The 26,892-nt window shown below is 58.8% G+C and carries 26 protein-coding genes, 1 other RNA gene and 1 riboswitch; of the genes, 13 read left to right on the forward strand and 14 right to left on the reverse strand.

The features are described 5' to 3' along the window. Positions 1–114 precede the first annotated feature (114 nt). Positions 115–2,043 carry an elongation factor G gene (locus tag GS612_RS19745; protein ID WP_171642615.1) on the forward strand — a complete coding sequence of 643 codons (1,929 nt, stop codon included), beginning with the start codon at positions 115–117 and terminating at the stop codon, positions 2,041–2,043. 24 nt (positions 2,044–2,067) lie between these two features. Here the strand turns inward: GS612_RS19745 and GS612_RS19750 are convergent, their stop codons facing one another. The 5 genes from GS612_RS19750 to GS612_RS19770 form a co-directional block, all read right to left on the reverse strand. Then, positions 2,068–3,645, reverse strand: coding sequence for an ABC transporter ATP-binding protein (locus GS612_RS19750; protein ID WP_171642617.1), 1,578 nt, complete (start codon positions 3,643–3,645; stop codon positions 2,068–2,070). Beyond that, positions 3,642–4,748: an ABC transporter permease gene (locus GS612_RS19755; RefSeq protein WP_171642619.1), complete on the reverse strand. Its 1,107-nt coding sequence runs from the start codon at positions 4,746–4,748 to the stop codon at positions 3,642–3,644. Before GS612_RS19755 ends, GS612_RS19750 begins: the two co-directional genes overlap by 4 nt. Then, positions 4,749–5,843 carry a microcin C ABC transporter permease YejB gene (locus GS612_RS19760; RefSeq protein WP_152459198.1) on the reverse strand — a complete coding sequence of 365 codons (1,095 nt, stop codon included), beginning with the start codon at positions 5,841–5,843 and terminating at the stop codon, positions 4,749–4,751. Between the two features lies 1 nt (position 5,844). Then, a complete protein-coding gene (locus tag GS612_RS19765; protein WP_171642621.1) occupies positions 5,845–7,749 on the reverse strand; it encodes an extracellular solute-binding protein in 1,905 nt (634 codons plus the stop codon). A gap of 170 nt (positions 7,750–7,919) precedes the next feature. Then, complete coding sequence (locus tag GS612_RS19770) at positions 7,920–8,432, reverse strand: cytochrome c family protein (protein WP_152459925.1); 513 nt, start codon at positions 8,430–8,432, stop codon at positions 7,920–7,922. Between the two features lie 120 nt (positions 8,433–8,552). Between GS612_RS19770 and GS612_RS19775 the strand changes: the two genes are divergently transcribed. Beyond that, the gene (locus GS612_RS19775) at positions 8,553–9,386 is read left to right on the forward strand and encodes a prephenate dehydratase (RefSeq protein ID WP_171642623.1); all 834 of its coding nucleotides are present in this window, start codon (positions 8,553–8,555) and stop codon (positions 9,384–9,386) included. A 4-nt stretch (positions 9,387–9,390) separates the two neighbouring features. On the opposite strand, the gene GS612_RS19780 is transcribed toward GS612_RS19775, so the two are convergent. The 3 genes from GS612_RS19780 to nudC are packed head-to-tail and all read right to left on the reverse strand — an operon-like array spanning position 9,391 to position 11,471. Next, a complete protein-coding gene (locus tag GS612_RS19780; RefSeq protein ID WP_171172569.1) occupies positions 9,391–9,933 on the reverse strand; it encodes a chloramphenicol phosphotransferase CPT family protein in 543 nt (180 codons plus the stop codon). A 49-nt stretch (positions 9,934–9,982) separates the two neighbouring features. Beyond that, positions 9,983–10,450 (reverse strand): SRPBCC family protein, encoded by a 468-nt coding sequence (locus GS612_RS19785; protein WP_171642625.1) that lies wholly within the window; start codon positions 10,448–10,450, stop codon positions 9,983–9,985. Between the two features lie 37 nt (positions 10,451–10,487). Further along, complete coding sequence (gene nudC, locus GS612_RS19790; protein WP_171642627.1) at positions 10,488–11,471, reverse strand: NAD(+) diphosphatase; 984 nt, start codon at positions 11,469–11,471, stop codon at positions 10,488–10,490. A 182-nt stretch (positions 11,472–11,653) separates the two neighbouring features. Here nudC and GS612_RS19795 point away from each other — a divergent pair, with 182 nt between their 5' ends. From GS612_RS19795 to rsgA, 3 genes are all read left to right on the forward strand, one after another. Continuing rightward, the gene (locus GS612_RS19795) at positions 11,654–13,522 is read left to right on the forward strand and encodes a bifunctional 2',3'-cyclic-nucleotide 2'-phosphodiesterase/3'-nucleotidase (protein WP_371809365.1); all 1,869 of its coding nucleotides are present in this window, start codon (positions 11,654–11,656) and stop codon (positions 13,520–13,522) included. 39 nt (positions 13,523–13,561) lie between these two features. After that, positions 13,562–13,660, forward strand: an RNA gene (gene ffs / locus GS612_RS19800) — signal recognition particle sRNA small type. Between the two features lie 157 nt (positions 13,661–13,817). Further along, the gene (rsgA, locus tag GS612_RS19805) at positions 13,818–14,843 is read left to right on the forward strand and encodes a ribosome small subunit-dependent GTPase A (protein ID WP_171642631.1); all 1,026 of its coding nucleotides are present in this window, start codon (positions 13,818–13,820) and stop codon (positions 14,841–14,843) included. Between the two features lie 39 nt (positions 14,844–14,882). Here the strand turns inward: rsgA and GS612_RS19810 are convergent, their stop codons facing one another. Next, the gene (locus tag GS612_RS19810) at positions 14,883–15,803 is read right to left on the reverse strand and encodes a hypothetical protein (protein ID WP_371809366.1); all 921 of its coding nucleotides are present in this window, start codon (positions 15,801–15,803) and stop codon (positions 14,883–14,885) included. Between the two features lie 70 nt (positions 15,804–15,873). Then, a riboswitch (cobalamin riboswitch) is annotated at positions 15,874–16,096 on the forward strand. A gap of 90 nt (positions 16,097–16,186) precedes the next feature. On the opposite strand from GS612_RS19810, the gene GS612_RS19815 reads away from it, so the two are divergent. Next, a complete protein-coding gene (locus GS612_RS19815) occupies positions 16,187–16,594 on the forward strand; it encodes a hypothetical protein (protein WP_171642635.1) in 408 nt (135 codons plus the stop codon). Here the strand turns inward: GS612_RS19815 and GS612_RS19820 are convergent. Then, complete coding sequence (locus tag GS612_RS19820; RefSeq protein WP_171207025.1) at positions 16,586–17,098, reverse strand: dual specificity protein phosphatase family protein; 513 nt, start codon at positions 17,096–17,098, stop codon at positions 16,586–16,588. The two genes, GS612_RS19815 and GS612_RS19820, sit on opposite strands and share 9 nt — an antisense overlap. Before the next feature lie 171 nt (positions 17,099–17,269). On the opposite strand from GS612_RS19820, the gene GS612_RS19825 reads away from it, so the two are divergent. From GS612_RS19825 to recR, 3 genes are all read left to right on the forward strand, one after another. Continuing rightward, positions 17,270–19,033, forward strand: coding sequence for a DNA polymerase III subunit gamma/tau (locus tag GS612_RS19825; RefSeq protein ID WP_171642637.1), 1,764 nt, complete (start codon positions 17,270–17,272; stop codon positions 19,031–19,033). A 400-nt stretch (positions 19,034–19,433) separates the two neighbouring features. Continuing rightward, complete coding sequence (locus GS612_RS19830; RefSeq protein ID WP_152459206.1) at positions 19,434–19,787, forward strand: YbaB/EbfC family nucleoid-associated protein; 354 nt, start codon at positions 19,434–19,436, stop codon at positions 19,785–19,787. A 61-nt stretch (positions 19,788–19,848) separates the two neighbouring features. Beyond that, positions 19,849–20,442 (forward strand): recombination mediator RecR, encoded by a 594-nt coding sequence (gene recR / locus GS612_RS19835; protein WP_171642639.1) that lies wholly within the window; start codon positions 19,849–19,851, stop codon positions 20,440–20,442. 69 nt (positions 20,443–20,511) lie between these two features. On the opposite strand, the gene GS612_RS19840 is transcribed toward recR, so the two are convergent. Further along, positions 20,512–21,009 (reverse strand): lactoylglutathione lyase family protein, encoded by a 498-nt coding sequence (locus GS612_RS19840; protein ID WP_171642641.1) that lies wholly within the window; start codon positions 21,007–21,009, stop codon positions 20,512–20,514. A gap of 206 nt (positions 21,010–21,215) precedes the next feature. Here GS612_RS19840 and GS612_RS19845 point away from each other — a divergent pair, with 206 nt between their 5' ends. After that, a complete protein-coding gene (locus tag GS612_RS19845) occupies positions 21,216–21,704 on the forward strand; it encodes a hypothetical protein (RefSeq protein WP_152459209.1) in 489 nt (162 codons plus the stop codon). On the opposite strand, the gene GS612_RS19850 is transcribed toward GS612_RS19845, so the two are convergent. Further along, positions 21,701–22,342 carry a ribonuclease T2 gene (locus GS612_RS19850; protein WP_171642643.1) on the reverse strand — a complete coding sequence of 214 codons (642 nt, stop codon included), beginning with the start codon at positions 22,340–22,342 and terminating at the stop codon, positions 21,701–21,703. The genes GS612_RS19845 and GS612_RS19850 overlap by 4 nt on opposite strands. 130 nt (positions 22,343–22,472) lie before the next feature. Between GS612_RS19850 and GS612_RS19855 the strand changes: the two genes are divergently transcribed. Both GS612_RS19855 and GS612_RS19860 read left to right on the forward strand, forming a co-directional pair. Then, the gene (locus tag GS612_RS19855) at positions 22,473–23,234 is read left to right on the forward strand and encodes a DUF1013 domain-containing protein (protein WP_171119869.1); all 762 of its coding nucleotides are present in this window, start codon (positions 22,473–22,475) and stop codon (positions 23,232–23,234) included. A gap of 51 nt (positions 23,235–23,285) precedes the next feature. After that, entirely contained in the window at positions 23,286–23,675 is a 390-nt protein-coding gene (locus GS612_RS19860) for a hypothetical protein (RefSeq protein WP_171642645.1), read from the forward strand. Between the two features lie 56 nt (positions 23,676–23,731). Here the strand turns inward: GS612_RS19860 and GS612_RS19865 are convergent, their stop codons facing one another. Together GS612_RS19865 and GS612_RS19870 are read right to left on the reverse strand one after the other, a co-directional pair. Then, positions 23,732–24,763, reverse strand: coding sequence for a permease (locus GS612_RS19865; protein ID WP_171642646.1), 1,032 nt, complete (start codon positions 24,761–24,763; stop codon positions 23,732–23,734). Continuing rightward, on the reverse strand, positions 24,756–25,064 hold the full coding sequence (locus GS612_RS19870) for a helix-turn-helix transcriptional regulator (protein WP_171207031.1): 309 nt from the start codon (positions 25,062–25,064) through the stop codon (positions 24,756–24,758). The genes GS612_RS19865 and GS612_RS19870 overlap by 8 nt, the downstream gene beginning before the upstream one ends. 133 nt (positions 25,065–25,197) lie before the next feature. Between GS612_RS19870 and GS612_RS19875 the strand changes: the two genes are divergently transcribed. Then, on the forward strand, positions 25,198–26,658 hold the full coding sequence (locus GS612_RS19875; protein ID WP_171642648.1) for a PLP-dependent aminotransferase family protein: 1,461 nt from the start codon (positions 25,198–25,200) through the stop codon (positions 26,656–26,658). Positions 26,659–26,892: the final 234 nt, after the last annotated feature.

Raw genomic sequence — 26,892 nt, forward strand, 5'->3', positions numbered from 1 at the left:
CATCTCGCTCTGCGGTCTGAGGCGGGCAAAATACAGACAATCCTTGTCGGCGCCAACGCGTCGGTCGGTCCCTTTCGTGTAGCCAATCTGCAACCTGAAAGAGGGACAACACTCATGCGCGTTTTCACCGTCCTCGGGCCCAGCCAATCGGGCAAATCTACGCTTGTCGAGGCCATCAGCCGCCTCGACGGGCGTCCCACCACATTCGATGTTTCCGGAACCGTGCATTTGCACGGTTTTTCTTACCTGGACGAGCCCTGGTGCGCGATCGACGTCGATGGGGGCGGCGATGCACTGGCCTATGTCGGCCCTGCAATGGCGATTTCGGACGCCGCCGTGGTCGTGGTGCCCCCCGACCCGAATGCCGCCGTTCTGTGCGCGCCCTACCTGCGGTTGGTTGAAGAGGCCGGCATCCCCTGTTTTCTGTTCATCAACCGGATGGACAACCCCAATGGCCGCGTCCGCGATATCATCGCCGCTCTGCAAACATACTGCACCCACCACATTGCCCTGCGTCAGGTGCCGATCCGCGAAGGGGATACGATCATCGGGGCGGTTGATCTGATCTCGGAACGGGCCTGGAAATATCAGGAGGGCCAGCCCTCGGCCCTGATCGAACTGCCTCAATCCGTAGAAGACCGCGAGCAGGAAGCGCGAACCGAGCTGCTCGAAACCCTGTCCGATTTCGATGACAACCTGCTGGAACAGCTGATCGAAGACAAACAGCCGCCAAGTGACGAGGTCTATGATCTGGCAGCACAGGTCCTGAAGAACCATCAGTTGATTCCCGCCTGCCTGGGTGCCGCAAGTCACGGCAACGGGCTGACGCGTCTGATGAAGGCGCTGCGGCACGAAGCCCCCGAATTTGACATCGCCGCCGGGCGCGACGAAGCCGCAGACAGCGCCCGCGCAATTGCCGGTTTTGCGGATGTCAAAAAGCACATCGGAAAAATCGTCGTTCTGCGCGGCCTGGGCGACGGCGTGCAAGCCCATGAAGCCTTGGGGGGTGAGACCGTCGGCAATCTGACAACGCTGGACGCCAAAACCCAGATCGCCACGCTGGAGGCCGGGCAGATTGGTCTGGCGGTGAAATCCGATCACCTCAACCCCGGCTATATCTACGACAGCAATTCGGCGACGGAACTGCCGGAATGGGCAGCCTCGCATCCGGTGGCGCATCGTCAGATCGTCTCGCCCGCGCATGAGCGGGACGATGTGCGCCTGTCAAACGCCCTGAGCCGCCTGGCCGAGATCGACCCCGGCCTTCACCTGCAACAGGATGAGCTTACCGGCCACGCCGTTCTTGGGTCTCAAGGTCCGCAGCACATGCGACGCATGACCGCCAAGCTGGCCGAGGATTTCGGGATCGAGATTGAAGCCGACCCGGTCGAAACCGCCTATCGCGAAACCATCCGAACACCTGTCGAACATCGCCACAGACACCGCAAACAATCCGGCGGGGCTGGGCAGTTCGCGGATGTCGTGATCTCGGTCGCGCCGCTGCCGCGCGGATCAGGGTTCCAGTTCGAAGAGGTGGTCAAGGGCGGCGCGGTGCCCAAGAATTACATCCCATCCGTGGAACAGGGCGCCAGAGACGCGCTGGAGCAAGGCCCCGAGGGCTTTCCGGTGGTGGATGTGAAGGTCACGCTGCATGACGGCAAACATCACAACGTGGACAGTTCGGATTATGCCTTCCGCACCGCGGGCAAGAACGCCGTGCGCGAAGCGCTGCCACAGGCCAAGCCCGTTGTTTTGCAGCCGATCCTGAACGCTGAAATCCACCTGCCTTCTGATTTTGTCGGCGACCTCGTGCCGACGATCAGCTCTCTGCAAGGGCAGGTTCTGGGATTTGAGGGCAACCCAAACGTATCAGGCTGGGAGATTTTCAACGCCCTGATTCCCGCCGTGGCCGAGGATGAACTGCATCGCACTCTTGCCAGTGCCACGCGCGGAACCGGGTGGGTCAAGCTGAGCTTTGATCACTATGAAGAACTGCGCGGCCCGGTGCCGAAAACGGCAGACAAAGAAAAAGCCAGCGCCTGATAGCCTGACGGTGGCGGGCTGATCTCAGCCCGCCGCAGCAATCAATTCGCGGGTATAGTCGGTCTGGGCGTTTTCGAACAAATCCTCGGCCGTGCCCATTTCGACCACATCTCCGTTTCGCATGACGATCACCTTGTGCGACATCGCCCGCACAACTTTCAGGTCATGGCTGATGAACAGATAAGCCAGCCCGTATTTCTTTTGCAGATCGCGCAGCAGATCGACGATCTGAACCTGAACCGTCATGTCCAGCGCGCTGGTCGGTTCGTCCAGAACCAGCAGCTTGGGGCGCAAGACCATCGCGCGCGCAATCGCGATGCGCTGACGCTGACCGCCCGAAAACTCGTGCGGATACCGGTCCATCGCCGCAGGATCCAAACCCACCTCGGTCATCACTTCAGCGACCAGTTCACGCGGCGCGCGATGAGGATCAATGTTGTGAATGGCCAGACCTTCCGCGATGATCTGCTGACAGGTCATGCGTGGGCTGAGGCTGCCGAACGGGTCCTGAAACACGATCTGCATATCCTTGCGCAGCCGGCGCAGCTCTCGCGTGGACCATTTTCGAACATCCTGATCGCGGAAGGTGATGCCGCCTTCGGACGCGATCAGACGCATGATCGCCAGCGCCAGCGTGGTCTTGCCCGACCCGCTTTCGCCCACGATTCCCAAGGTCTCACCCGCGCGCACGCTCAGCGTGGCGTCATTCACCGCCTTCACATAGCCGACCGTGCGTTTCAGAAACCCGCGCTGGATCGGGAACCAGACTTTCAGGTGATCGGTGCGCGCGACTTCCTCGGCATCTGTCGCAACGGCGTCTGGCTGACCCGAAGGTTCCGCGGCCAAGAGCTTGCGGGTATAGGGGTGCTGCGGGTTGTCGAAGATCTCGGCGGTCGCACCGGTCTCGACGATCTCACCATCCTTCATCACACAGACCCGGTCGGCGATGCGCCGCACGATGCCCAGATCATGGGTGATGAACAGCATCCCCATGTTTTCGGATTTCTGCAAACTGGCCAGCAACTCGAGGATCTGTGCCTGAATGGTTACATCCAACGCCGTCGTCGGTTCATCGGCGATCAAGATGTCCGGCTTGTTCGCCAGCGCCATAGCGATCATCACGCGCTGCCGCTGTCCGCCCGACAACTGGTGCGGATAACTGTCCAGCCGGTCTTCGGGGTCGCGGATACCGACCTTGTTCAACAGTTCAAGAATCCGTTCGCGCGCGACATCACCCGTGACCCCCTGATGCAGGGTCAGCGACTCCGCCATCTGCTTCTGGATCGTGTGCAGCGGGTTCAGCGATGTCATCGGCTCCTGGAAAATAAAGCTGATGTCATTGCCGCGCACATCCATCAGGCGTTGCTCCGAGGCGCCGATCATCTCCTGCCCGTCATAGGTGACGGACCCTTCGACGATCGCGCTGTCGCCCAGCAAAGATACGGTGCTGAGCGCGGTGACAGATTTGCCGGATCCGGATTCGCCCACCAGCGCCACGGTTTCCCCGCGATCGACATGGAACGACACACCCCGAACCGCAGCACTGATCTGACCGTCCTGCCGGAACGAGACCTTCAGGTTGTTTACATCCAGCAGGCTCATGAGAAGGTCTTTCTGGGATCGAACGCATCCCGCACGCCTTCAAAGATGAAGACCAGCAGGGACAGCATGATGGCAAAGGTGAAAAAGGCCGTGAAAGCCAGCCATGGGGCCTGAAGGTTCTGTTTTGCCTGCAAGGTGAGCTCCCCCAGCGAGGGGGCCGAAGACGGAAGACCAAAACCCAGATAATCCAGCGAAGCCAGCCCGCCTATGGTGCCCGTAACGATGAAGGGCATGAAGGTCAGCGTGGCCACCATTGCGTTGGGCAGCATGTGGCGGAACATAATGGTCATGTTACCCACACCCAGTGCCCGTGCAGCGCGCACATATTCAAGGTTTCGCGCCCGCAGGAATTCTGCGCGCACCACGCCGACCAGCCCGGTCCAGCTGAACAGGATCATCAACGCGACCAGCAGCCAGAAACTTCGCCCCAGCACCGCGAACATGATGATGATGACGTAAAGCGACGGTGTCGCTGACCAGATCTCGATGATCCGCTGAAAGATCAAATCCAGCCAACCGCCGAAGAACCCTTGAATGGCACCAGCAAAAATGCCGATCAGGCTGGCGGCGCCGGTCACAAGCAGAGTGAACAGGATCGACAGACGGAACCCATAAATCACGCGGGCCAGCACATCGCGTTTGGTGTCATCCGTGCCCAGCAGGTTCTGACCGTTGGGCGGCAAAGGTGCGGCCCCCGGTCGGTCCACCGATGTGTTGAAGGAGTATGGGATCAACGGCCAAAGCGCCCAGCCACGCTCGAACCCTTCCGCCTGGAAAGTCCCGGCGTCGATTTGTTCAATGATACCTTCGGGATCGTCGAAACACTCTTCCAGTCCACCGCTATCGATCAGGCATTGAACTTCGGGATCGCGATAAATGGCTTCAGTCTGGAAATCGCCACCAAATTCGGTTTCCGCATAGAAGTTGAAGACCGGCATGTAAAACTCGCCCCGGTATTTCACCAGAATCGGTTTGTCATTGGCGATGAACTCGGCAAACAGCGACAGGCCGAACAACACGGCGAAGATGATCAACGACCAGAAAGCGCGCTTGTTTTGGCGAAAATTGCTCCAGCGGCGCTGGTTCAGGGGGGACAATGCCATTTACCCCTCCCGCTTTTCAAAATCGATGCGCGGGTCGACCAGCACATACATCAGATCGCTGATGATACCGACCACCAGACCCATCAGGCCAAAGATGAACAACGTGCCGAAAATCACCGGGTAATCCCGCGCCACGGCGGCTTCAAAACCCAGACGTCCCAGACCATCAAGCGAGAAGATCGTTTCGATGATGATCGAACCTCCGAAGAACACGCCGATGAACACGGCCGGAAATCCGGCTATGACGATCAGCATCGCGTTGCGGAACACATGGCCATACAGCACCTTGCGTTCGCTCAAGCCTTTGGCGCGGGCGGTCATGACATATTGCTTTTTGATTTCATCGAGAAACGAGTTCTTGGTCAGCAGCGTCAGCGTCGCGAAGGCCGAGATCGTCAGCGCGATGGTCGGCAACGCGATATGCCAGAAATAATCTGCGATCTTGCCAAAGAGACTCAGGCTGTCCCAGTTGTCGGATGTCAGCCCCCGCAACGGGAAGATCTGCCAATAGGATCCACCGGCGAAAAGCACCAGCAGCAGAATGGCAAACAGGAAGCCAGGAATCGCATAGGCCACGATGATCGCAGCGCTGGTCCACGTGTCGAACTGCGAACCGTCCCTGATCGCCTTGCGAATGCCTAGAGGGATCGAAACCAGATAGGCAATCAGCGTTGACCACAGGCCCAGCGAGATCGAGACCGGCATTTTCTCGAGCACCAGATCAATCACGCTGATCGAACGGAAATAGCTCTCGCCGAAATCCAGCGTCAGATAGTTGCCCATCATGATCAGAAAACGTTCCAGGGGCGGTTTGTCGAAGCCGAATTCCTTTTCAAGTTCAGCAATGAACTCGGGCGGCAGGCCCCGCGCACCGACATATTTGTCATCGAAAACGCCGCCCGCCGGCTCTGACCCTGCGCCGGCATCGCCCGCACCCGCAAAACCGGCGAAAACATCCCCCTGACCTTCGATTTGGGCAATGATCTGCTCGACCGGCCCGCCAGGCACGAATTGTACCAGCGTGAAGTTGACGATCATGATGCCCAGAAGGGTCGGGATGATCAGCAACAAACGTCTTAGAATATAGGCGCCCATGTTATCGCAGCGCGCCTTTCGCTTTCAGTGCGGCCTCTTTTTCCGGATTGATCCACCACAGATCCAGATAGCCCAGGGAATAAGGCGGCAGGTTTTCCGGATATTCATACATATCGTAATATGCCACCCAGTGGTCAGCGATGTATCCTACGGGGATCACGAAGAACTCGTACCGCAAAGCGCGATCCAACGCCTTCAACGCCGTGTCCTGATCCGCCTGATTGTCGGTATCAAAGGATGCTTCGATGATTGCGTCAACCAATGGGCTGGCCAATCCGGCCGGGTTGAAAAGACTGAATGCGGCCTCTTCCGACCCGTACATCTGGCTCAACCCGCCACCGGTCGACAAAAAAGACCCGTAACGTGTTGAATAGACCATGTCATAGTCCCGCTCGCGGCTGCGCAGCGTGTATTGCGCCGGGTCAACCTTTTCCGCTGACGCATCAACGCCGATGGCTTGCAGGTTCTGGACATAGGTTTCAATCATCGTGGCCGTCGAAGTCGGCAGATTTGAAGGATAGGGGAAATCCACCTTGAGCGTCTGTCCTTCCGCGTTGCGCCGCACGTTGCCATCGCCGACGGGCCACCCGGCCTCGTCCAGCAATTTCGCGGCTTTTCGCAGATTTCTGCGATCGTTCAGGCGCGCGGGGTTTGACTGGTGAACCGTCACCGCAGGTTCTGAAAGAAGGTCCTCGGGCACAACCTCACCCAGCGCTTGAAGAAACGCCAGTTCATCGCCCTCGGGCAGGCCTTGCGCTTCCAGCGGGGTGCCTTGTGTAAAGGAATTGCGCGGTGAATTCAGACCAAACAGCAGGGATTCATTTGCCCATTCGAAATTGAAGGCCAAGGCAAGGGCCTTGCGTACGTTCTTGTCGGAAAACTGCGGTTTTCCGAGGTTGAAGACGAAGCCGGACGGTGTTGGCGGGCTGCCATCCGGTATCTCATCCCGTACGATCACACCTTCGTTCAGCTTCGGAAAATCATACGCCGTCGCCCAAAGCTTGGGATCACTTTCAATCCGCAGCGTGTATTCACCGGCCTTGAACCCCTCGAACGCCGCTGTCTGATCGGCGAAATACTCGACCCGGATGGTATCGAAATTGTTGCGACCTACATTGAATGGCAGATCTTTGCCCCAATAGTCGTCGCGTCGCTTGTAAACGATACGGCGATTGATGTCATAGCTGTCGAGCTTGTAGGGCCCCGAGCCGACCGCCACTTCCAGACGCGGCTCATCCAGTCTTCTGGATTCATCCGCCTCGAACCATGCTTTCGAAAAGACGGGAGTCGACCCAACGGTCTCGATCAAACTTCGGCGGGTGACTTCCGGATTGAACGTGAACTTGACCGTGTGATCATCCAGCGCTTCGGCCCCCGTCACCATGCGGCCCACGGCTTGGGCGTACGAAGGCAGGCCCTGCTCGATGAACAGGCGATGGCTGTAGACAACATCCTCGGCCGTCACCGGCGTGCCATCCCAAAAGGTTGCTTCGGGTCGCAAATGGAAAATGACGTAGTTGCGCCCTTCATCATATTCCAGACTTTCCGCCAGCACGCCGTAATACTGCCCGACACCGTCATCAGAGCTTTCGAACAGGCGGTCATATTGCAGCGTCGTCAAGGCGCCTGCGCGCCCTTTGCGGGAATAGGGATTCAAGGAATCGAACGTCCCCGAAGCCGCCAAGGACAACTCACCACCTTTGGGCGCATCTGGATTCACGTAATTCAGATGCGGATAGTCAGCAGGGTAATCCAGATTGCCGAAATACGAGTATCCATGACTGCGGGTAACCCCCTCATCCAATGCCATAGCGGCTTGCGGTGAGAGCAGAACAGCACAAAGCCCGAATATGCCAGCCAATGGCCTGACCTTAAGATCACGTGCAGCAGGCATTAGGGATATCATGGGGCTCATCCTCTGGGTTATTGTAATCTTTTATGTCGCATACGCTAGCTAAAGTGCCAACGCTGACAGTTTCAAGTTTAGAATGCGTGAGCGCTTTGTGAAGTTCCCTTCAGACAAAAAAAGCCGCTGCGCGGGGCAGCGGCTCTGAACTTCAATGGTCTCTCAGGCAATCAGTTGCCAATTGTCTGCAGATAAGCAATCAAGTCCGCGCGGTCCTGAGGTTTTTTCAAGCCAGCAAAACTCATCGATGTTCCCGAGATATAGGCGCTTGGGCGTTCCAGGAAGGCATCCAGCGCTTCGGGCGTCCAGTTGCCGCCATGGGCCTGCATGCTGGCTGAGTAACCGGTGAAACCTTTTGCCGAGGCAACCGGGCGATCAACTACGCCATACAGGTAAGGGCCGGTTCCATTCGCCCCGTCTTCCAGCTTGTGGCACGCGGTGCACTTGCGGAATACTTTCGCGCCCTTCTCAACGTCAGCGGCGGCCAGCAGATCTTCAAAGACCACTTCTTCGCCGTCGGCGCTTTCGCCCGAGCTTTCGGTTTCGATAATGTAGGCGGCCTCAGCCGAGCCATGGCCACCGGAAGAATAGAGGATGTCAGCCCCCCATTTGGCCAGAAGCAGCACCAGGAAAGTGCCGAACAGGCCAGCGGCGGCCTTCGTAACTGTCATCGTGTCGAACATTGATCGCGTGTCCATTTCAGCTGTCTGCGCAGGTGTCTAAGGCTTCCACTTGCGAGAGGCAAGGTATAGACACCGCGACGAAACGACCAAATCGCGAACTTGTTGCATGGAATCGACCAAATGACCAATCGCATTGCTTTTCAGGGCGAACCCGGCGCCTACAGTCACGAGGCCTGCAGCAACGCACGACCCGAAATGGAGGCCCTGCCCTGCCGCACATTCGAGGATGTGATCGAATCAGTTCGCTCGGGCGCGGCCGATCTGGCGATGCTGCCGGTCGAAAATACGACCTATGGCCGGGTTGCCGATATTCACCGGCTGTTGCCCCATAGCGGGCTTCACATCATCGATGAAGCGTTCGTGCGTGTTCACATCAACCTTCTTGGTGTACCCGGCGCAAAACTGGAAGACATCACAGAAGCGCATTCGCATCTGGTGCTGCTGCCGCAATGTTCAGGATTTCTGAAGGAACACGGTATTCGCGGCCGTGTCAGTCCCGACAATGCCCGCGCCGCGCGCGAAGTGGCCGAAATCGGGGATTTGCATTCCGCCGCTCTGGCCAGCGAGCTTGCGGCTGAAATCTACGACCTGAACGTGCTGGCCCGCCATATCGAGGACAATGACGACAACACGACCCGTTTTCTTGTCATGTCACGAGAGGCGGATCTGTCACGTCGGGGTGAGTATGAAATGATCACCAGCTTCGTGTTTCAGGTCCGCAACATCCCGGCCGCGCTGTACAAGGCCATGGGTGGCTTTGCCACCAACGGGATCAACATGACCAAGCTGGAAAGCTATATGGTCGACGGGTCCTTCACTGCAACGCAGTTTTATGCGGATATCGTTGGACATCCCGAAGACCGCAACGTGCAGCTGGCAATGGACGAACTGGAACACTTCACGACCAATGTCGAGGTTCTTGGCGTCTACCCTGCGGCCCATCCTCGCGGCTGACAGGTCACGTGAAAGACTGGCTGAATTCCGATTGGCGCAGGTCACTGCGCCATGCCTGAAGAATTGTCTGCACGTTGGCTTCAATGCCGTCCATGGAATCAATCTCGATATCGTAAACTCTACCTGCGTGGATCATGGTTTGGTCCCGTTGGGCGCTTCCCACCGGACGGTCGCCGCGCAATCGTTCGCGCGCGTTCAACTCGGGAACCGGGCAATGGACAGCCACGAACAGAACATCAAACGGGCGGAAAAGGTCGCGCAAATCTTTGTCCCACCCCGGCGTATCCAGAATATGTTCCAAAATCAGATTGTTGCCCGAGGCCGCGTAGGCAGCCAGCGACTGATGAAACCCATCAAAGACTGCCGATCGGTCGTCGGACCAATCGAACTCGCCACGGCGATAGCGATCCAGCGGCAGAACACCACAATCTCGCAAGTGGTCGATCGAGATATGCCAGAACGGCTTCGCTATCTTCTGTTGCAAAGCCTGCGCGATCGTCGATTTACCACTGCTTGATGCGCCATGCAGAAAAATGATGTGCGACATCTGCGGTTTCTTTTCCAATCCTTGCCCCGATCAGTACAGCAGACGCCGTTCACGCCCCGTGCAGGTGACGCTGCTCCAGTTCACGCGCAAACTCGCTGAACCGCAGCTGGAATTGCTTGCGGAACTTTGACTGTCCAAGCTTGATGGACTGCAACAGCAACCGCGCGGGCAAGGACTTTGCGGCCAGGGACATCTCGATGCTCAGGCGCGTCCGGCGCGGAGACAGGGCCAGAAAATCAACTGTCGTCAGGCCGGTCATCCCTTTGCTGGCCGCCTCGAACCGCATTTGCGACGGCTTGTCGTAATCCGTCATCACCACCGACATCTGGCGCGGCTTTCCACGCAACTTGAATTCGGTTTTCCATTCAGTGCCGGCAACCACCATTGCATCAGCCTCCAGACGCCGCACGTCGATACCACGACGCATCGCCATACGTTCGAACCTTTCGAAATCCGACACCATGTCGAACACCGAATTGATCGGGGCTTCGATATCTTCGCGCGCTGAAAACTGCATAATGACCTTTGCTGTTTATGGCTTCACCAGTTTTTCCTCAGTCCAGCGTATCCGCAAGCCAGTTCTGAAGCAGAAAATGAGCGATAGCCCCCTTGCGCGCCGGCAGCAACCGGGGATGTTCGCCGGCAAATGCCTGCATCATTTCGGATTTGCTGACCCACATCGCCTCTTCGATCTCGACCGGATCGATTACGATGTCGCGCGACAGGGCCTCGCCGGCGCATCCGAACATCAGGGATGCCGGGAACGGCCAGGGCTGACTGGACAGGTAAGACACCGCACCAACAGGTACGCCTGCCTCTTCCATCACCTCGCGGCGCACCGCCGCTTCGAGCGTTTCGCCGGGTTCGACAAATCCCGCCAGCAAGGAAAACATGCCCTCGGGCCAACCCGGAGACCGCCCCATAAGCACGCTGTCCCCATGCGTAATCAACATGATCACAACCGGATCCGTGCGCGGAAAATGTTGCCCGCCGCATGACGGGCAACTGCGCTGCCACCCCCCTTGCGACATATCGCTGGCTGCGCCGCAGCGGGCGCAGAAACGATGTGTTTCGTGCCAACCGACAACCGCCTTGGCCGATGCGGCCAGTTCGGCATCACGCGGCGACAATCGCGCCATGATCCGGCGAAGCTCGGCAAAAACATGCCCTTCAGGCAAATCCGGGTGCTGCTGTTCGGATCTGTCCACGAACTCTCCCAGGCCGGTCAGATCCAATCCCTCTGCCGCCCAAGCCGAGATATCCGCGGCAAACAGGGGTGCGCCCTCTGCGCTCAGGCCCAGAAAAACCGGTGCTTCGATCACGCCGCCGGGGCCATCGCTGACCAGCGGGTGGGTCATCTGCGTCAGGGCAAGCTGATCCAGCGCCGCGCCCACGACCAAAAGCTTGCCTCGCCACAGCAATATGCATCGCGCAGCAGGGTCGCGCGCCATCTCGGACAGCTTCTCTGAATCCCCACGAAGATGCGCTGCCCGATTCAGGCCCGAGCCGCCGAAAGTCACCTGCTCTGCGTTTTTCATTGGAATTCCTTCTGGTCTTGCGCACAGGGCTGCCACGTCTCAGGCCCTGTTGCAATGGCAATTCAGGACGCAAAACGCACAGACGCGCCGCCGAAAAGCCGCATGGCGGCCTCGGAAAAATCATCTAGACTGCGTTTTGATGATTTTAGCCCATTACCACATTCAAAAGCAGAACAACAAAAGTGAAGCAAAACCCATTGACGCAGGTTCAACCCACAAAAGACCGTGGGCATATTCGTATTCTTGCCACCTCCGACCTGCACATGCATCTGACCGGTTTTGACTATTACGCGGACACACCGGACCCGACGCTTGGGCTGACACGCACCGCCAGCCTGATCCGCAAAGCCCGACACGAGGCCACAGACGCGCTGGTGCTGATGTTCGACAACGGGGATTCGCTCCAGGGAACGCCGATGGGCGAATGGGCCGTTCGGAACGACAATCCCCACCCGATGATGCAGGCATTCAAGGCGCTGGACTATGATGCGATTGGTCTGGGCAACCATGATTTCGGATTCGGGCTGCCGACATTGGACAAGACCCTTGCACAAGCCCCGTGCCCGGTTCTGTGCGGCAATCTTCATCGGTCCGGAGAACAACAATCATGGCAGCGTTTTGCGATCCTTGACCGTATCGTTAGGGTGGGAAACAAGGATGTACCCATTCGCGTCGGCGTGTTTTCGGTGCTGCCACCGCAGACAACACGTTGGGAAGAACACAATCTGAACGAAACCGTAGAGGCGGACGACATCGTTGTCGCGGCACGGTCCCTGACGCGTATCTTGCGCGAAAAGGGGTGCGATCTGATCGTGGCGCTCGCCCATTCCGGGCTTGGACACTCGGACACAGCGACCGACACTGAAAATGCCGTTATTCCCCTGGCCGCGATCGAGGGCATCGACGCTGTTGTCGCCGGGCACACTCACCTGACCCTTCCTGCACGCACCGGCGCGCAAACCCCGAATGTGGATTACGTGAAAGGGCTGGTGCACGGAACGCCGGTTGTCATGCCCGGCTCGGCAGGCGCATATCTTGGAGTAATCGATCTGGCCGTTACCCTACAGCCCCAGTCGGGGCTGAGCGTTGTCGACAGCCACGCCGAATTGCGCCCGGTTTCGGTGGGCGGCACCGCGATTGGCGAAGATTTGGAAATCGCGCATCTGGTTGAACCCGCACATCAGCAGACCCGTCAGGACATGGCCGCGCCCGTTGCTCGCGTCTCGGACACATTGCACAGCTATTTCAGTTTCTGTGCGCCGGATCGTGGATTGACGCTTGTGGCAGCCGCACAGGCAGCCGCGTTGCGCCCTTTTTTACACGGCACCACACTTGCAGAGCTGCCGCTGTTGTCAGCCGCGTCACCGGCCAAATGCGGCGGACGCTCTGGCCCAAGGCACTATACGGACGTGCCGCCCGGTGAAATCTGTCTGCGTCACGTGGCGGACCTGCATGTCTTTCCCAACGAGTTGCGCGCGGTTCAGATCACGGGCGCGCAGCTGCTGGAGTGGTTGGAGATGTCAGCCAGCGCATTCAACCAACAATTCCCCGATGCCGAGGCAGAGCTGTTCGACCGGGATCGGGCGGGATACAATTTCGATGTCATCTTTGGCCTGTCCTATCAGATCGACCCGTCGCAACCGGCGCGTTACGATGTCGGGGGGCAAATGATCCATCCCGGCCACAGGCGGGTGCATCATCTGACTTGCGCAGGCCAGGACGTACAACCCGATCAGGCATTTGTCGTTGCGCTCGATAATTATCGCGCAAGCGGGGGCGGACAATTCCCGCATGTGTCATCGGCCCCGGCCATCGATCTGCCCCCGCTGGATATCCGGGACATTTTGCGGGACTACATGACGCACCGCCTGCCACCCGACCCATTGGCCCGGCAACCATATCCGTTCTCTCTGATGCCGAAATCGGGGGTGACGACCATTCTTCGGACCGGTCCCGGTGCTTTGAAGTATGTCGACGAATTGAAAAGGTTCGCCCCCAAGATTCTTGAACCTGACGAAAACGGTTTTGCGCGCATTCGGCTGACGCTCTGACGGGTTGTCTTTTGCCGAAGCCTTCCCTATATCCAGAGTCGAGAGGTTGGCGCGGGCGAGCGCCTCGCCAACCTGGTCAGGTCCGGAAGGAAGCAGCCACAACGAGCCCCGCTTGGGTCGATGTCCAACCTCTCACTTTACGAACCTTAGCCGCAGGAGGGCTTTATGATTGTAGCAAAGACCCTTCGGGCAGCACGGTTCTGACCTCACGGTTTCAACGGACTGCCTGAACACATGACCCGGGGATGAGCGATCGCCATCCGTTGGGAGTGTATTTCTGACGACAGGCAAACCAATGTTTCTTGCACTTTCGGACCTGGGATGGTCCTCTCACTTTGCTGCGCAACACGCGGCTTATCCTTCCTGCACGCCTTTTCGCATCACTTCCGTTCATCGGGACCGCCTGATCGGACTGAACCCTGACGGCGAAGTCCCGTTGCTGACCCCCGATCAAACGACCGGCAGCTATGCTGTTGGCGATTGGGTTCTTACCGATGACGACAAACGCGTGCGCCATTTGCTCGATCGGCGCAGCCTGCTGCACCGACGCGCCGCCGGTACAGGCGCCGCGACGCAACTGATCGCAGCCAATGTCGATGTGCTGTTCATCGTCAGCTCGTGCAATGCCGATTTCAACCTGCCCCGGCTGGAACGATATCTGGCGCTTGCGCATCAGGCCGGGTGTTACCCGGTCGTCGTTCTGACAAAGGCCGACAAATCGGCGGACCCTGACAGTTTCTGGGGACAAGTGCAATCACTGGACCCGTTCCTGACGGTTCTGGCGATCAACGCGCTAGACCCGGCAGAGGTTGAAAAGGTTCTGTCCTGGTGCCCCAAAAGCCAGACCGGAGCGCTGGTTGGTTCGTCGGGCGTTGGCAAGACGACACTTGCCAATACCATGACCGATCAGGATCTTGCCACCTCGGACATTCGCGAGGATGACGCGCGGGGCCGACACACGACGACCGCACGCGCACTGCACCGGATGCGCAACGGCGGCTGGTTGATCGATACACCTGGAATGCGCGCGTTGCGCCTGCTGGACGCTCAGGACGGGATCGACGACGTTTTCTCGGACCTTGCCGAGTTGAGCCGGGACTGCCGTTTTTCGGATTGCCAGCACAGCTCCGAGCCCGGATGTGCCGTGCAAAAGGCAATAAGCCACGGCATGCTTGATCCGGCTCGATTGGACCGGTGGCGCAAGCTTCGGCGCGAAGATCAGCGCAATTCTGAAACCGTCGCGCAGTCCCGGGCGCGGGACAAAGCGTTCGGCAAGATGGTCCGTGGCGTCATGAAGGAAAAGAAACTTCGCAACCGGTGATTGTTGGACGGTGCCCGGCCCGTCCTGCGCCGCGTCTGATCAAGCGATCAGTCGCGGCCAAACCGCTGCATTGCGCCGGGCAAATGCTCCGATATGACCAACCTCGGGCAACCCGAAATCGGCGGGGCTCAGCAGGTGGCGGTTGGCAGCGGGGCCGTAAAGATCCGCAAGCCGCCAAACCGCTTCCGGCGGCACCATCTGGTCGTCTTCGAAGGTGAACAAATCCACGGGCGTTCCAGAATCCTTCCACTGCGCCGCAGGTAACTCATGCCCGATTTCAGGCACATAATTCAAAGGCGCGGTACACCATTTGCGCCACTGCCAATAGACCGATGCCGGCAGATCCGAGCCGAACCCGATCGCCTTTCCGGGAAGGTAGCCAAGGGCTCGGGCCAAAAGCGGGGCATGACCATACCAGAACAATCCTGCCAAACCACGATAGGGCCATGGATGGTCGCTTACGGTTACCAGCCCCGAACACACACAGATCATCCGGTCAATCAGATCGACATCCGGCTGCACAGGCCCCAACATCGCGCCGATCGAATGGCCGATGGTCCAATGCTGCGAATCGGGAAACCGTCTGCGCATTTCCGTCCTTGCCGCGGGCATGTCGATCAAGGCCCAATCCGCCATGGTCGCACGCGAGTCTTTCAGGCGGCCGGTCAAGGAATGCCCGTAGTCGCGATAGTCATAGGTCAGGCAGGCCATACCCTGCTCGGCAGCAAGCCATCGTGCGAAATGACGGTAATAATCGCGCGGCACACCCGTTGCACTGTTCAGCACGACGACGATTTCGGGCGAGGTCAGCGGGCTGTACAACCGGGCAGACAGTGTTTTCTGCCCGGACGGAAAGCGAAACTCTTCGGTCAATACCGTTTGCTCTGTGTCCAACATGATCTCTGGCTTTGCGCTTGGTAAATCCGGTTTCCGAACCTCAACGCCCTCGACACTATGCATGAACCGACACCGTATCCAGCATGACCAAGCGTCCGGTCAAAAGATCGGCTTGACTCGATGCGTGCTCAAACGCTAGCGGTTGTGTGATGGTTTCCGGCCTCCACAAGGGGTCGGGATGAAAAGGGAACACGGTGCGGTGATGTCTGGTCATGCAGGCAACAACCAAATCCGCGACTGCCCCCGCAACTGTAAGCGGTAAGCGATGCCGAAACACCACTGGCCCCGAAGGCTGGGAAGGTCGGCAAAGCGATGACCCGCAAGTCAGGAGACCTGCCATCGGAAACGAAACCGAAACTCGGGCGGGGTGTCCGGGCAGGTCCTGACGGCATCACGATGTCCCACCTGTCCCAAATATCCTGTCCACCAAGCGCGGAGGGCGCAGGATGATCTGGAAGACAAAAACACATGAATTCAGTGCAACAGTATGTCAGCGGACGGGCAAAACCTGCCCCGCTTTGGCGCGGCTGGCGCGCTCGATATCCGAAGCCATGGCCCAGGCGACCTCGGCCACAAGTGACGATTTCGAGATTGAGGGCAGCAGTAAGCTGTCACATTGCACCGAAGGATGTCATGCAATTTTCCGCGCGCAATCAGACAGCATTCGTGTTTTTTGCGGGACGCAGCCCGAAACCGCAATTGAGCCGCTGAACGGCTATGCCGACCTGATCTTCGGAAACACGTTCAGTGCGATGCCATCCGGCGTCGTGAAGACCCCACCCTGCGCGATGATCGAAGTTTCCACGATCCGGCCTCGAAAACCTGCTTGCGCGCCCGTGCAGATTTCAATCTGAATCCAGACTGACCTGTGCCTGGGCACGCCGAGAGGCCCAGGCCAGTTGCGCATCCGTTTCGACGGCGCAAGGGCGCACCGCCCGCAATCGTTGCAGCGCCGTGTCCGTGCGTTCGCCGCATTCGACCATAAGCCGAAGGACAACCATACCTGACCTGCCACATCCCCCGCGGCAGTGTACCAATACGCGACCTCCGCCGGACAGCGCGTGCCGGGCCGCGGCGCTGACGGACGGCCACGCGTCATCAATCGCTTTTGTCGGCGCTCCGAAATCTTCGATCGGCAGGTGAACCCATCGGCTGGCGCGGCTTTGAATATCGCTGCCAAATTCCTGCGCCCCGTCCTGAAGCATTTCGACATCCGTCGTCATCGAAACAACAAGCCCCGGCTGCCAGGCTGCGATCATATCCAGATCGCTGGAGTAATCTCCGCCGCGTCCGGGCATCGAGGTCAGTGCCAGCGTTCCGCCACCGACTTGAAGGGCGTAGATCACCAACTGCGACATGAATCCTGTCCTCCCCAAAGAACTCTTTACAAAAATGAGCCATTAAATCCGCTGATGCAGTTTAGTGCGAAAGCGACTCGTTTCTAAATCAAAAATCATCGCGCCCCGCTGTGGACGCGAGCACCGGTGGCCACTACGCTGTGCCCAAGCACCGAATCCCAACGAGAAGACATGACAGACAGCTCCAGCCCCGCCTATCAGGTTCTCGCCCGCAAATATCGCCCGGAAACCTTTGCCGATCTGGTGGGTCAGGATGCCATGGTGCGCACCCTGAAAAACGCGTTCGCGGCCGACCGGATCGCGCAGGCCTTCATCATGACCGGCATTCGCGGCACCGGCAAGACGACCACGGCGCGGATCATCGCCAAGGGCATGAACTGCATCGGCCCCGACGGCAATGGCGGCCCAACGACCGAACCCTGCGGCCAGTGCGAGCATTGCGTGGCCATCATGGAAGGCCGCCATGTCGACGTGATGGAGATGGACGCCGCCAGCCGTACGGGCGTCAACGACATCCGCGAGATCATTGACAGTGTCCGCTATCGCGCCGCCAGCGCGCGTTACAAGATTTATATCATCGACGAGGTTCATATGCTCTCGACCAGCGCGTTCAACGCGCTGCTCAAGACGTTGGAAGAACCGCCCGCGCATGTGAAATTCATCTTCGCAACCACTGAAATCCGCAAAGTGCCTGTCACCGTGCTGTCCCGCTGCCAGCGTTTCGACCTGCGCCGGATCGAACCCGAAGACATGATTGGCCTGCTGCGCAAGATCGCCGAAGCGGAAAACGCCCAGATCGCCGAAGACGCGCTGGCGCTGATCACCCGAGCAGCGGAAGGATCGGCGCGGGACGCGACCTCGTTGCTGGATCAGGCGATTTCGCACGGGGCTGGTGAGACGACCGCCGATCAGGTCCGTGCAATGCTTGGACTGGCAGACCGTGGCCGGGTTCTGGACCTTATGGACATGATCCTGCGCGGTGATGCCGCCGGAGCACTTACCGAGTTGAGCAGCCAATACGCCGAAGGCGCAGACCCGCTGGCGGTGCTGCGCGATCTGGCCGAGATCACGCATTGGGTGTCCGTCGTGAAGATCACGCCTGACGCGGCGCAGGATCCGACGGTTTCTCCGGACGAACGGACCCGGGGCCAACACATGGCCGAGGCTCTGCCGATGCGGGTTCTGACCCGGATGTGGCAAATGCTGCTGAAGGCGCTCGAGGAAGTCTCGGCAGCCCCCAACGCCATGATGGCTGCTGAAATGGCCGTTATTCGCCTGACCCATGTGGCGGATTTGCCCAGCCCCGAAGAGCTGATCAAACGGTTGCAAGATGCCCCGCCACCGCCGCCGGGCGGGCCCAATGGCGGCGTTTCGATATCCCGACCGGGCACCGGCCCGGCGCCGGCTGGCGCGGCCCATCCACCTGCCTACGCGCCGCCTCCTCGCGGTGCCGGTGGCGCACCGGTTGCAGCCCTGGCGCAGGATACCCAGACGGCTCTTGCCCGGTACCCGACCTTCGACCACGTGGTGGAACTGATCCGGACAAATCGCGACGTGAAGTTGCTGGTCGAGGTGGAAAACGGTGTGCGCCTCGTCTCCTATCAACCCGGACGAATCGAATTTACGCCCGCCGCCCAGGCACCGGCCGATTTGGCGCCACGTTTGGGCTCTGCCTTGCAACGCTGGACAGGAAATCGGTGGGCTGTCTCGATCGTCTCGGACGGAGAAGCCCCCACAATTGCAGAAATCCGGGACGAGGCCGAGCTGGCTCTGAAATCCGAGGCCGAACAACATCCTTTGGTGCAGGCGGTACTGGCGCAATTCCCAAAGGCGAAAATCACCAGGATCGAAACGCCGGAGCAACGCGCCGCCAAGGTCGAGACCGAAGCGCTTCCCGAGGTGGAAGACGAGTGGGACCCGTTCGAGGAAGACTGACCTCACCGCCCGTCACCCCCTGTTTCAAACGAAGCTGACCGAGGTTTCGATCGAACACATCCGCCTGCATGTCTTAGATCGTTCGTTGCGACACCGGCGAACGGAAGGCGGCCCGTGACAATTCTGATCCCGATGCCGCGTAGCCATTCGAACCCCGCCCAGATTTTCTGCGCTCCATGCAATCACTCTCGGTTGCAGACCATATGCACGCCAAGGGCGATATGCGCGTGTCGGGCCTGCAGGCGAATATGGCGTCGCAGATGGGCGGCACGATCCTGCTGACGCCTGCGCCGATCAACATGCCGGCCGGAACGACAGAGCCTCCGACCAGCGGGAGAACCCTTGTGCCATGTGGCTGCTGCCCGTATCTAGAGCGCAAACGGAGACACAGGAGAATACTATGCTGAAAGGACTCGGCGGGCTTGGCGGTCTGGGCGACATGGCCAAGATGATGAAATCCGCGCAGGACCTGCAAACCAAGATGACCGAAATGCAGGAAGAGCTGAACAACATGATGGTTGTCGGCGAATCCGGTGCAGGCCTGGTCAAGGCAACGGCGACAGCCAAGGGTGAACTCAAAGGTCTGGATATCGACCCGTCCATCTTCAACGGCGATGACAAGGAAGTGGTCGAAGACCTGATCCTGGCCGCCATCAAGGATGCGCAGACCAAGGCAACCGAACGTTCGCAGGAAGAAATGGCCAAGCTGACCGAAAGCATGGGCTTGCCCGCAGACATCAAGCTGCCGTTCTGAGCTTCATCTTTTCTGAAATACTCCCGCCGGAGGCTCCCTCCGGCGCAAAGCAGGATTGGCCATGAGTTCGAACAGCGACATCGACAACCTGATCGACCTGATGGCCAAACTGCCGGGCCTGGGCCCGCGCTCGGCCCGCCGCGCGGTTCTGCAACTGATCCGCAAACGTGCCTTGCTGCTGACGCCCCTGTCTGATGCCATGCAGCAGGTCGCCGTGACCGCCCGCGAGTGCCTGAATTGCGGCAACGTGGGCACCACTGACATCTGTGACATCTGCAACGATGAGGCCCGCGCAACCGGCGAGCTGTGCGTGGTCGAAGACGTCGCCGACCTCTGGGCGATGGAGCGTGCCGGAGTGTTCAAAGGGCGCTATCACGTTCTGGGCGGCACGCTGTCGGCGCTGGACGGGATCGGCCCCGACGAGTTGCGCATTCCCCGCCTCAAGGACCGGATTGTGTCCGAAGGGATTTCCGAAGTCATCCTGGCGCTGAACGCCACCGTAGATGGCCAGACCACAGCCCATTACATCGCCGATCAGTTGGAGGGGCAGGTGCGCCTGACCTCACTGGCGCAAGGTGTGCCGATTGGCGGAGAACTGGATTATCTGGACGACGGGACGATCACGGCCGCGCTGCGGGCGCGGAAGGAAATCTAGCTAACCTCAGAGGATCGGGGCGATAACTGCGCCATCACCCCAGCACGTATCAACGCGGGCCTACGGGCTTCAGGTATATGCGCCAGACGAGTAGGTCAGCTCATACGAGTGGCTGTAGATTTCGAATACGATACCAAAGGGGTCTTCAACATAGACCATTCGGTAAGGCTTTTCTCCGGGATAGTAGTGCCGTATCGGCATCCTCTGTTTTCCACCAGCCTGCACAATCTTTTCGACCAGACCTTCGACGTCAGGGTCCTGAATGCAAAAGTGAAACGTACCATTTCTGCGGAAATCGATGTTGTTTTCAGGCGCGTAATTCCCGTCAAACTCGAAGAGTTCAATTCCAATCCTGTCCGCTGTCGCGAGATGCGCGATACGCAGTTTCCTCCAGTCCGGGCCAAAAACATCCGTGCACATAACGCCAATATCCGAGTCATCTTCGACCACGTCCGTGGGCGGCATGATGACGTAAAAACCCAAGACCTCGGAATAGAACTTCACGGCTTCGTCCACGTTGGGAACAGACAACCCGATATGTGAAAAAGTCCTTGGAAACTGAGACATAGAAGGCTCCTTAATCTGCTAAGACGTAAAACTATTGGACAGCGATTCGTTTTCAAGTTGCTTCCCAAGCCTTCATAGCAGGGTTCACCCCGCCGCACGGGTCATGACCCGGAGACAAAATACTCGCTACAAAGCAAAAGGGGCTTTGCCTTCCGTGCGCGCGTAGTAGAATGCCTCGGACTTGATCCCTTTGATTGGAATACGTTATGGCCCGCCTTCTCGCCCTCGCCTTCGCCACGTTCACTGCAACCGCCGCCCTGTCGCAGGACCTTGTGGACAAGGGCTTTGTCGAAGGTTGGAACATCATGATGGACCCAGCGCTTGGCAACGGGTGCCTGATCCAGACAGTGTATCAGGATCTCTCGGTGGTGCGGCTGGGCTATGATGCGTTGGGCAATCGTGGGTATTTCGCCGTGTACAACAAGGCATGGGGCGACATTAAACAGGGTGAGAGTTATCCGATCCGCTTTGATCTGGACGGCAAAAGCTATGATGCGACGGCCATCGGGTTCAACGAACGCGACGTGCCGGGCGCAACCGTGTTTTTCACCGACCGGAGCTTTGTGAACGCCATCGCTCAGAACAAAACGATGACCGTCTACAATCCGGCAGGTGAAGTGGTGATGGCCATCGATCTGAAAGGCACCGCCAAGGCGCTGGACTATGCGCGGGACTGCCAGAACAAAAAGCTCTAACGAATCGGATCGAACAGGGCGTCCTTGGCGGTGCAGTCGCGGATCACGTCGCGGCCACAGGGTACGGGATCAAGACCGCGGGACAGGCACAGGCGGACTTCTTCGATATAGCCCTGTTTGCAGGTGATCGTGATCATGTCGCGCTCCAACTCAGGGTTGGCCTTCAGGAATGCCTCCTCGACCACCGAAGCCGGCAGTCTGACGGATGAATCCAGCTTGCGGAGCACCTCAGGGCGCTTGACCGCTTCATAAGCCCGCCGGGACAAGGCAAAGTAGTCGGATGCCGACAATCCCGAGCATGTGCCGTGTTTCTTCCATTGATGCCACGCAAGGCCGGAGCTGCCCTGAATATCCTCCATTTCCTGCGTCATGCGTCGCGAAGGTGGGCTTTCGGGGGTACGGCAGTAGGACGGCCAGCCCTGATGGAACTGTGGCCATAACCCGTGCAGTATCCAGCCGTGATCATGCCGATCGTCACATTGATCCGAGCCGCGCGCGTCACCTTCGCGGGCGCACCAGTTGGGCGACCAGCTGAGCGACAGCACGTAGTAATCGAACTCGCCCGCCTTTTCGCCCTCGGCCAGCGCAGCGACCGCGCTCAAGACCCACAAAACCAGCCCCGTAATCCCTTGGCGCATTCGCCTCTTCCCTTCTTGCCTTTGCGCGACTATATACGGGCCAAGTTCCCCGACAACGGAAACCTGCCCCTAAACCAAGGGGCCGCCGAATTCCGGCGACGGGACAGATGTATGTATAGGAGACGGGCTGATGGCAAAACCGCTTATGGCCAAGGCAACCGCCGTATGGCTGGTGGACAACACCACGATCAGCTTCAAGCAGATCGCGGATTTCGTAGGAATGCACGAGTTGGAAGTGCAGGGTATCGCTGATGGTGACGTCGCCGCCGGCGTCAAGGGCTTTGACCCGATCGCCAACAACCAGCTGACCCAGGAAGAAATCGACGCGGCACAGAACAACCCGCTTCACAAGCTGAAGCTCAAGTTCAACCCATCGGCCGCCGGCGAGGAAAAGCGCCGTGGCCCGCGTTACACGCCGCTTTCGAAACGTCAGGACCGTCCGAACTCGATCCTGTGGCTGGTCAAGTTCCACCCGGAACTCAGCGACGGCCAGATTGCCAAGCTGGTCGGCACCACCAAACCCACCATCCAGTCGATCCGCGAACGCACGCACTGGAACATCACCAACATGCAGCCGATTGATCCTGTTGCTCTGGGTCTGTGCAAACAGTCTGAACTGGACACCGCCGTGCAGAAAGCGGCGGCCAAGAAAGCAGCTGAAGGCGGCGTGATGAGCGATGACGAGCGTCGCAAGCTGGTCTCGACCGAGCAGTCGCTGGAAATGGACGCAGCGCCGAAAATCCCGACCGCAATTGAAGGTCTGGAAACCTTCTCGCTGTCCGACGAGCCATCGGAAGAGAAAGAAGACGAGCCGATCATCGACGCAGACAGCTTTTTCAACCTGCCCAAGGGTGGGGCGGATGACGAAGACGAAGACGATCTTCGCCCGTAACGCGCAAACAGCCTCGGCCATGACGGCTGGGGCTTTTTTCACGGACTTGCCATGCTGAACGTTCTATCTGCGGTATTTGGCCCGCACCGCGCCGTCACGATTTATGCCTTTCTGAAAACGTGGGGGCTTGGTCTGGCCGGCGGCGTTGTCATGATTGCCATCGTCACGACATTGTTTCTGCTGGGGGATGAAGGCGAACACGAGCATGAGGCATTTCTGATCGTCCCGGTTCTGTCTGCAACTCCGGTGAACGGAGATCTGAAAAACGGCGTCGTGGCATCGGTCCGCTTGCCGGATGGGTCCGCCACATCGATTACGTCTACAGATGCGCAGGTTTCGCAGACAGTGGGCACGACGGCCTGTGTCGAAAAACGCGTTTACGTTGAAAGCGGAGAAGCCCGATACCGGTTCAAACTGCCACGTCTGTGCGACGGTAGTTGATCGACGGAACCGAACGGATAAAAGCCGCCCGATGTGACACCGGGCGGTTTTTGCGTTCATACCAATTGAAAGATGATACCAGCCACGATTGCGCCACCGACCCCCAAGGTCAGATAGGTTGCAAAGACACGTGGTTTGACCAATGACCAGACTGCAGCCATCGCCGGGATGGAACTGACGGCACCGGCAACCATGAACGACATGGCCGCACCCGCTGTCATACCTTGCTCCATCAACCCTGCCAGCAAAGGCGGCGCTACGTAGGAGTTCAGGTATGCTGGCATACCCACCAGCGCAGCAACGACGATCGGCAGCACGCCTTCTCCGCCAACCAAGCCTGCGATCAGGTCGGCGGGGACATAGTTGACCAAAAGCGCCTCCAGCACATAAGCCAGCGCAAGCCATTTCAACAGGAACAGACCGTTGTGCACGAATTCCGAACGGAACCGGGCGCGACGCTCGGGCTCCTGCCAGAATTTCCAGACCGGTTTGTCATCCGTTTTCGGACCACATCCGCAGCACCCGGCGGGCTTGTATTCGCGCAAGGGCTGGGCAAACGCGCCGTTGCGCATCAGCAACCGAACCGCGAACCCACCGAACAGGCCAAGCGCAACAGCCGCAACAGCCTTGCCGATGGCAAAGGGCCATCCCAGCGCACCGGCGGTAATCAAAAGCGTCGGCGGATCGATCAAGGGTGAGCTGAGCCAGAACGCCATGACTGCGGACAAAGGAGCACCAAGGGCCAGAAGACCCGCAATGAAGGGGATAACCTCGCAAGAACAGAACGGTGCAAGACCACCGAACAAGGCAGCCAGAAAGATCATCCGGGTTTCGCGCCCCTCAAAGGCACGCGCCACCATCACCTCTGCGCCGGTCGCCTTGAGGTAAGACAGCAGAAGCACTGCAAACAGAATATACTGCCCTGTATGCGCCAGAGCCTTGGCTGCAAATGTCACCACCTCGGGCAAGTTTCCGGGATCCAGAATTGCCACCGCCGCCAGAATGACGACGATCAGCGTCCAGGGTGTCTTGATCAGGTCCAGCGCCACTTTGGCAGTCATGCGCGGGTTCTGTGTCAATTCAGCCATCGTTCGCAGCCTTTCCAACTTCGTCAGCACAGCACTCGCTGAGAATGAATTGCGCCAGATTTCTCAATTCGTCGTAATTGGCGCGGTTGATCGTGGTTCGACCGACCTTTTCCTGTTCGACCACACCACCGGCTGCAAGAAACCGCAGGTGATGGGCCAGGGTCGACGGGGCAATCCCTGTCCGGTCCTGTATCTCGCCAACGGTCAATCCGGCTTTGCCAGCCCGGACCAGCGTCTTGAGGACTTTCAGCCGAGCTTCAGAGCCCATGGCAGAAAATCCGGCCGCAGCAGCTTCCCACATCCACTATCTCCATTAAACTAGTTTTCTAGTTATTTAGTCCGAAGGAACTCGCCGGTCAACCCCGCCGACAAAATTTCGTGACTGCGATGTAAGTCCAGATTGCCCCGACCTTAAGTCCACCCTATAAGCAGGCATGGGGATTTCGGTCGATACATTCTTTCTTGAGCTCAATGGTCAGGGCACATTGCAGGCCCAGATCCAGCAGATGATTGCCGAAGGCATCTTGTCCGGTCGCTTTCACGTCGGAGAAAAACTCCCTTCGTCACGCAAACTGGCCGCGCATCTGGGTGTCAGCCGAATAACGGTGACGTTGGCCTACACCGAACTTTTGGCCAATGACTACCTGACGGCCAAGGGGCGGTCCGGGTATTACGTTTCGCAAAACGCACCTGTCCCCCCCAAGTATTCGCCTGTCCAGCGCGGCACCGAATCCGTTGACTGGGACAAGGCGCTGGCGCGCCGCTTTCTGGACAGTGACGTTCTGCCAAAACCCAGCGACTGGCGAGAGTACCGTTATCCGTTCATCTACGGGCAGGCTGACCGAACCTTGTTTGACCACGCCAACTGGAGGTTATGCGCCGTCCGCGCGTTGGGACACAAGGATTTCGATTCGCTAACCGGAGATTACGTGGATCAAGATGATCCGTTGTTGATCGAATTTATTGCCCGTCACACTCTACCTCGACGTGGCATCGCGGCCCGCCCCGAAGAGATCTTGATCACTCTGGGCGCGCAGAACGCGCTCTGGCTGGCATCGCGCATCTTGCTGACGCACAATCGCACGGCCGTCATAGAAGACCCATGTTACTATGCACTGCGAAGCCTTCTGAACCATTGGGATTGCGCGGTCACGCCCTTGAGCGTGGACCGGGACGGGCTGCCTCCCGAGGCGATTCCCGACGAAGCGGACGTCATCTTTACCACCCCCAGCCATCAAAGCCCGACAACCGCGACCATGCCGATCGACCGCCGCAACCAATTGCTGGACCGAGCACGCGATCTGGATGCGATGGTCGTCGAGGATGACTATGAGTTTGAAATGGCCTTCCGAGGCGCCCCTTCGCCGGCGCTGAAATCCATGGATCGGGATGGGCGCGTGATCTATGTCGGCAGTTTTTCCAAGTCGCTGTTTCCAGGATTGCGACTTGGATACATGGTCGGCTCAGAGCCCTTTATCCGCGAGGCACGCGCGCTGCGCTCGTTGGTTCTGCGCCACCCGCCAGGCCACATTCAGCGCACGGCGGCGTATTTCCTGTCGTTGGGCCATTACGACGCGCAAATTCGGCGTATGTCGAAAGCTTTGCAAGAACGGCGCGACGCGATGGACGAAGCCATCACAGAAAGTGGGCTGACCGTGGCTGGACGGGGTGTGATTGGCGGCTCTTCAATGTGGATGTCAGCCCCTGAGCACATCGACACAACTCAACTGGCATTAAGGCTGCAAAACCAGAGTGTTCACATTGAGCCGGGCGCACCGTTCTTCTCGGGGCCCGACAGGCCACAGAATTTCTACCGCTTGGGCTATTCCTCAATTCCAACAGACCGCATCGCGCCCGGCGTGAAACTGATCGCAGACGCAATTCGGGCCGTTTGAGCCTCATCTGGACCTAATCCGGCTTTCGTTTTGGCCCTAACGCAGGTCGCACCCTTGCGCCAAAACCATATCAAACGCCGGGCACAGTGCCCGGTTTCACTCACTCTTGGTTGGAGAGCACTCAGATGAAGATGACGACGGAAGAGGCGTTTGTTAAGGTTTTGCAGATGCACGGGATTGAGCATGCGTTCGGGATCATTGGATCCGCGATGATGCCGATCTCGGACTTGTTCC

The organism is Ruegeria sp. HKCCD6157, assembly GCF_013110685.1.
Lineage (GTDB): Bacteria > Pseudomonadota > Alphaproteobacteria > Rhodobacterales > Rhodobacteraceae > Ruegeria.

Coding starts and splice junctions, on each gene's coding strand:
- GS612_RS19860 (WP_171642645.1), top strand. CDS start 23,286: ATGCTGAACGTTCTATCTGCGGTATTTGGCCCGCACCGCGCCGTCACG.
- GS612_RS19760 (WP_152459198.1), bottom strand. CDS start 5,843: ATGGGCGCCTATATTCTAAGACGTTTGTTGCTGATCATCCCGACCCTT.
- GS612_RS19770 (WP_152459925.1), bottom strand. CDS start 8,432: ATGTTCGACACGATGACAGTTACGAAGGCCGCCGCTGGCCTGTTCGGC.
- GS612_RS19775 (WP_171642623.1), top strand. CDS start 8,553: ATGACCAATCGCATTGCTTTTCAGGGCGAACCCGGCGCCTACAGTCAC.
- GS612_RS19825 (WP_171642637.1), top strand. CDS start 17,270: ATGACAGACAGCTCCAGCCCCGCCTATCAGGTTCTCGCCCGCAAATAT.
- GS612_RS19855 (WP_171119869.1), top strand. CDS start 22,473: ATGGCAAAACCGCTTATGGCCAAGGCAACCGCCGTATGGCTGGTGGAC.
- GS612_RS19745 (WP_171642615.1), top strand. CDS start 115: ATGCGCGTTTTCACCGTCCTCGGGCCCAGCCAATCGGGCAAATCTACG.
- GS612_RS19780 (WP_171172569.1), bottom strand. CDS start 9,933: ATGTCGCACATCATTTTTCTGCATGGCGCATCAAGCAGTGGTAAATCG.
- GS612_RS19785 (WP_171642625.1), bottom strand. CDS start 10,450: ATGCAGTTTTCAGCGCGCGAAGATATCGAAGCCCCGATCAATTCGGTG.
- GS612_RS19810 (WP_371809366.1), bottom strand. CDS start 15,803: ATGCATAGTGTCGAGGGCGTTGAGGTTCGGAAACCGGATTTACCAAGC.
- GS612_RS19840 (WP_171642641.1), bottom strand. CDS start 21,009: ATGTCTCAGTTTCCAAGGACTTTTTCACATATCGGGTTGTCTGTTCCC.
- GS612_RS19870 (WP_171207031.1), bottom strand. CDS start 25,064: ATGTGGGAAGCTGCTGCGGCCGGATTTTCTGCCATGGGCTCTGAAGCT.
- nudC (WP_171642627.1), bottom strand. CDS start 11,471: ATGAAAAACGCAGAGCAGGTGACTTTCGGCGGCTCGGGCCTGAATCGG.
- GS612_RS19865 (WP_171642646.1), bottom strand. CDS start 24,763: ATGGCTGAATTGACACAGAACCCGCGCATGACTGCCAAAGTGGCGCTG.
- GS612_RS19755 (WP_171642619.1), bottom strand. CDS start 4,748: ATGGCATTGTCCCCCCTGAACCAGCGCCGCTGGAGCAATTTTCGCCAA.
- GS612_RS19815 (WP_171642635.1), top strand. CDS start 16,187: ATGATCTGGAAGACAAAAACACATGAATTCAGTGCAACAGTATGTCAG.
- GS612_RS19875 (WP_171642648.1), top strand. CDS start 25,198: ATGGGGATTTCGGTCGATACATTCTTTCTTGAGCTCAATGGTCAGGGC.
- GS612_RS19820 (WP_171207025.1), bottom strand. CDS start 17,098: ATGTCGCAGTTGGTGATCTACGCCCTTCAAGTCGGTGGCGGAACGCTG.
- rsgA (WP_171642631.1), top strand. CDS start 13,818: ATGTTTCTTGCACTTTCGGACCTGGGATGGTCCTCTCACTTTGCTGCG.
- GS612_RS19830 (WP_152459206.1), top strand. CDS start 19,434: ATGCTGAAAGGACTCGGCGGGCTTGGCGGTCTGGGCGACATGGCCAAG.
- GS612_RS19765 (WP_171642621.1), bottom strand. CDS start 7,749: ATGATATCCCTAATGCCTGCTGCACGTGATCTTAAGGTCAGGCCATTG.
- GS612_RS19750 (WP_171642617.1), bottom strand. CDS start 3,645: ATGAGCCTGCTGGATGTAAACAACCTGAAGGTCTCGTTCCGGCAGGAC.
- GS612_RS19850 (WP_171642643.1), bottom strand. CDS start 22,342: ATGCGCCAAGGGATTACGGGGCTGGTTTTGTGGGTCTTGAGCGCGGTC.
- recR (WP_171642639.1), top strand. CDS start 19,849: ATGAGTTCGAACAGCGACATCGACAACCTGATCGACCTGATGGCCAAA.
- GS612_RS19845 (WP_152459209.1), top strand. CDS start 21,216: ATGGCCCGCCTTCTCGCCCTCGCCTTCGCCACGTTCACTGCAACCGCC.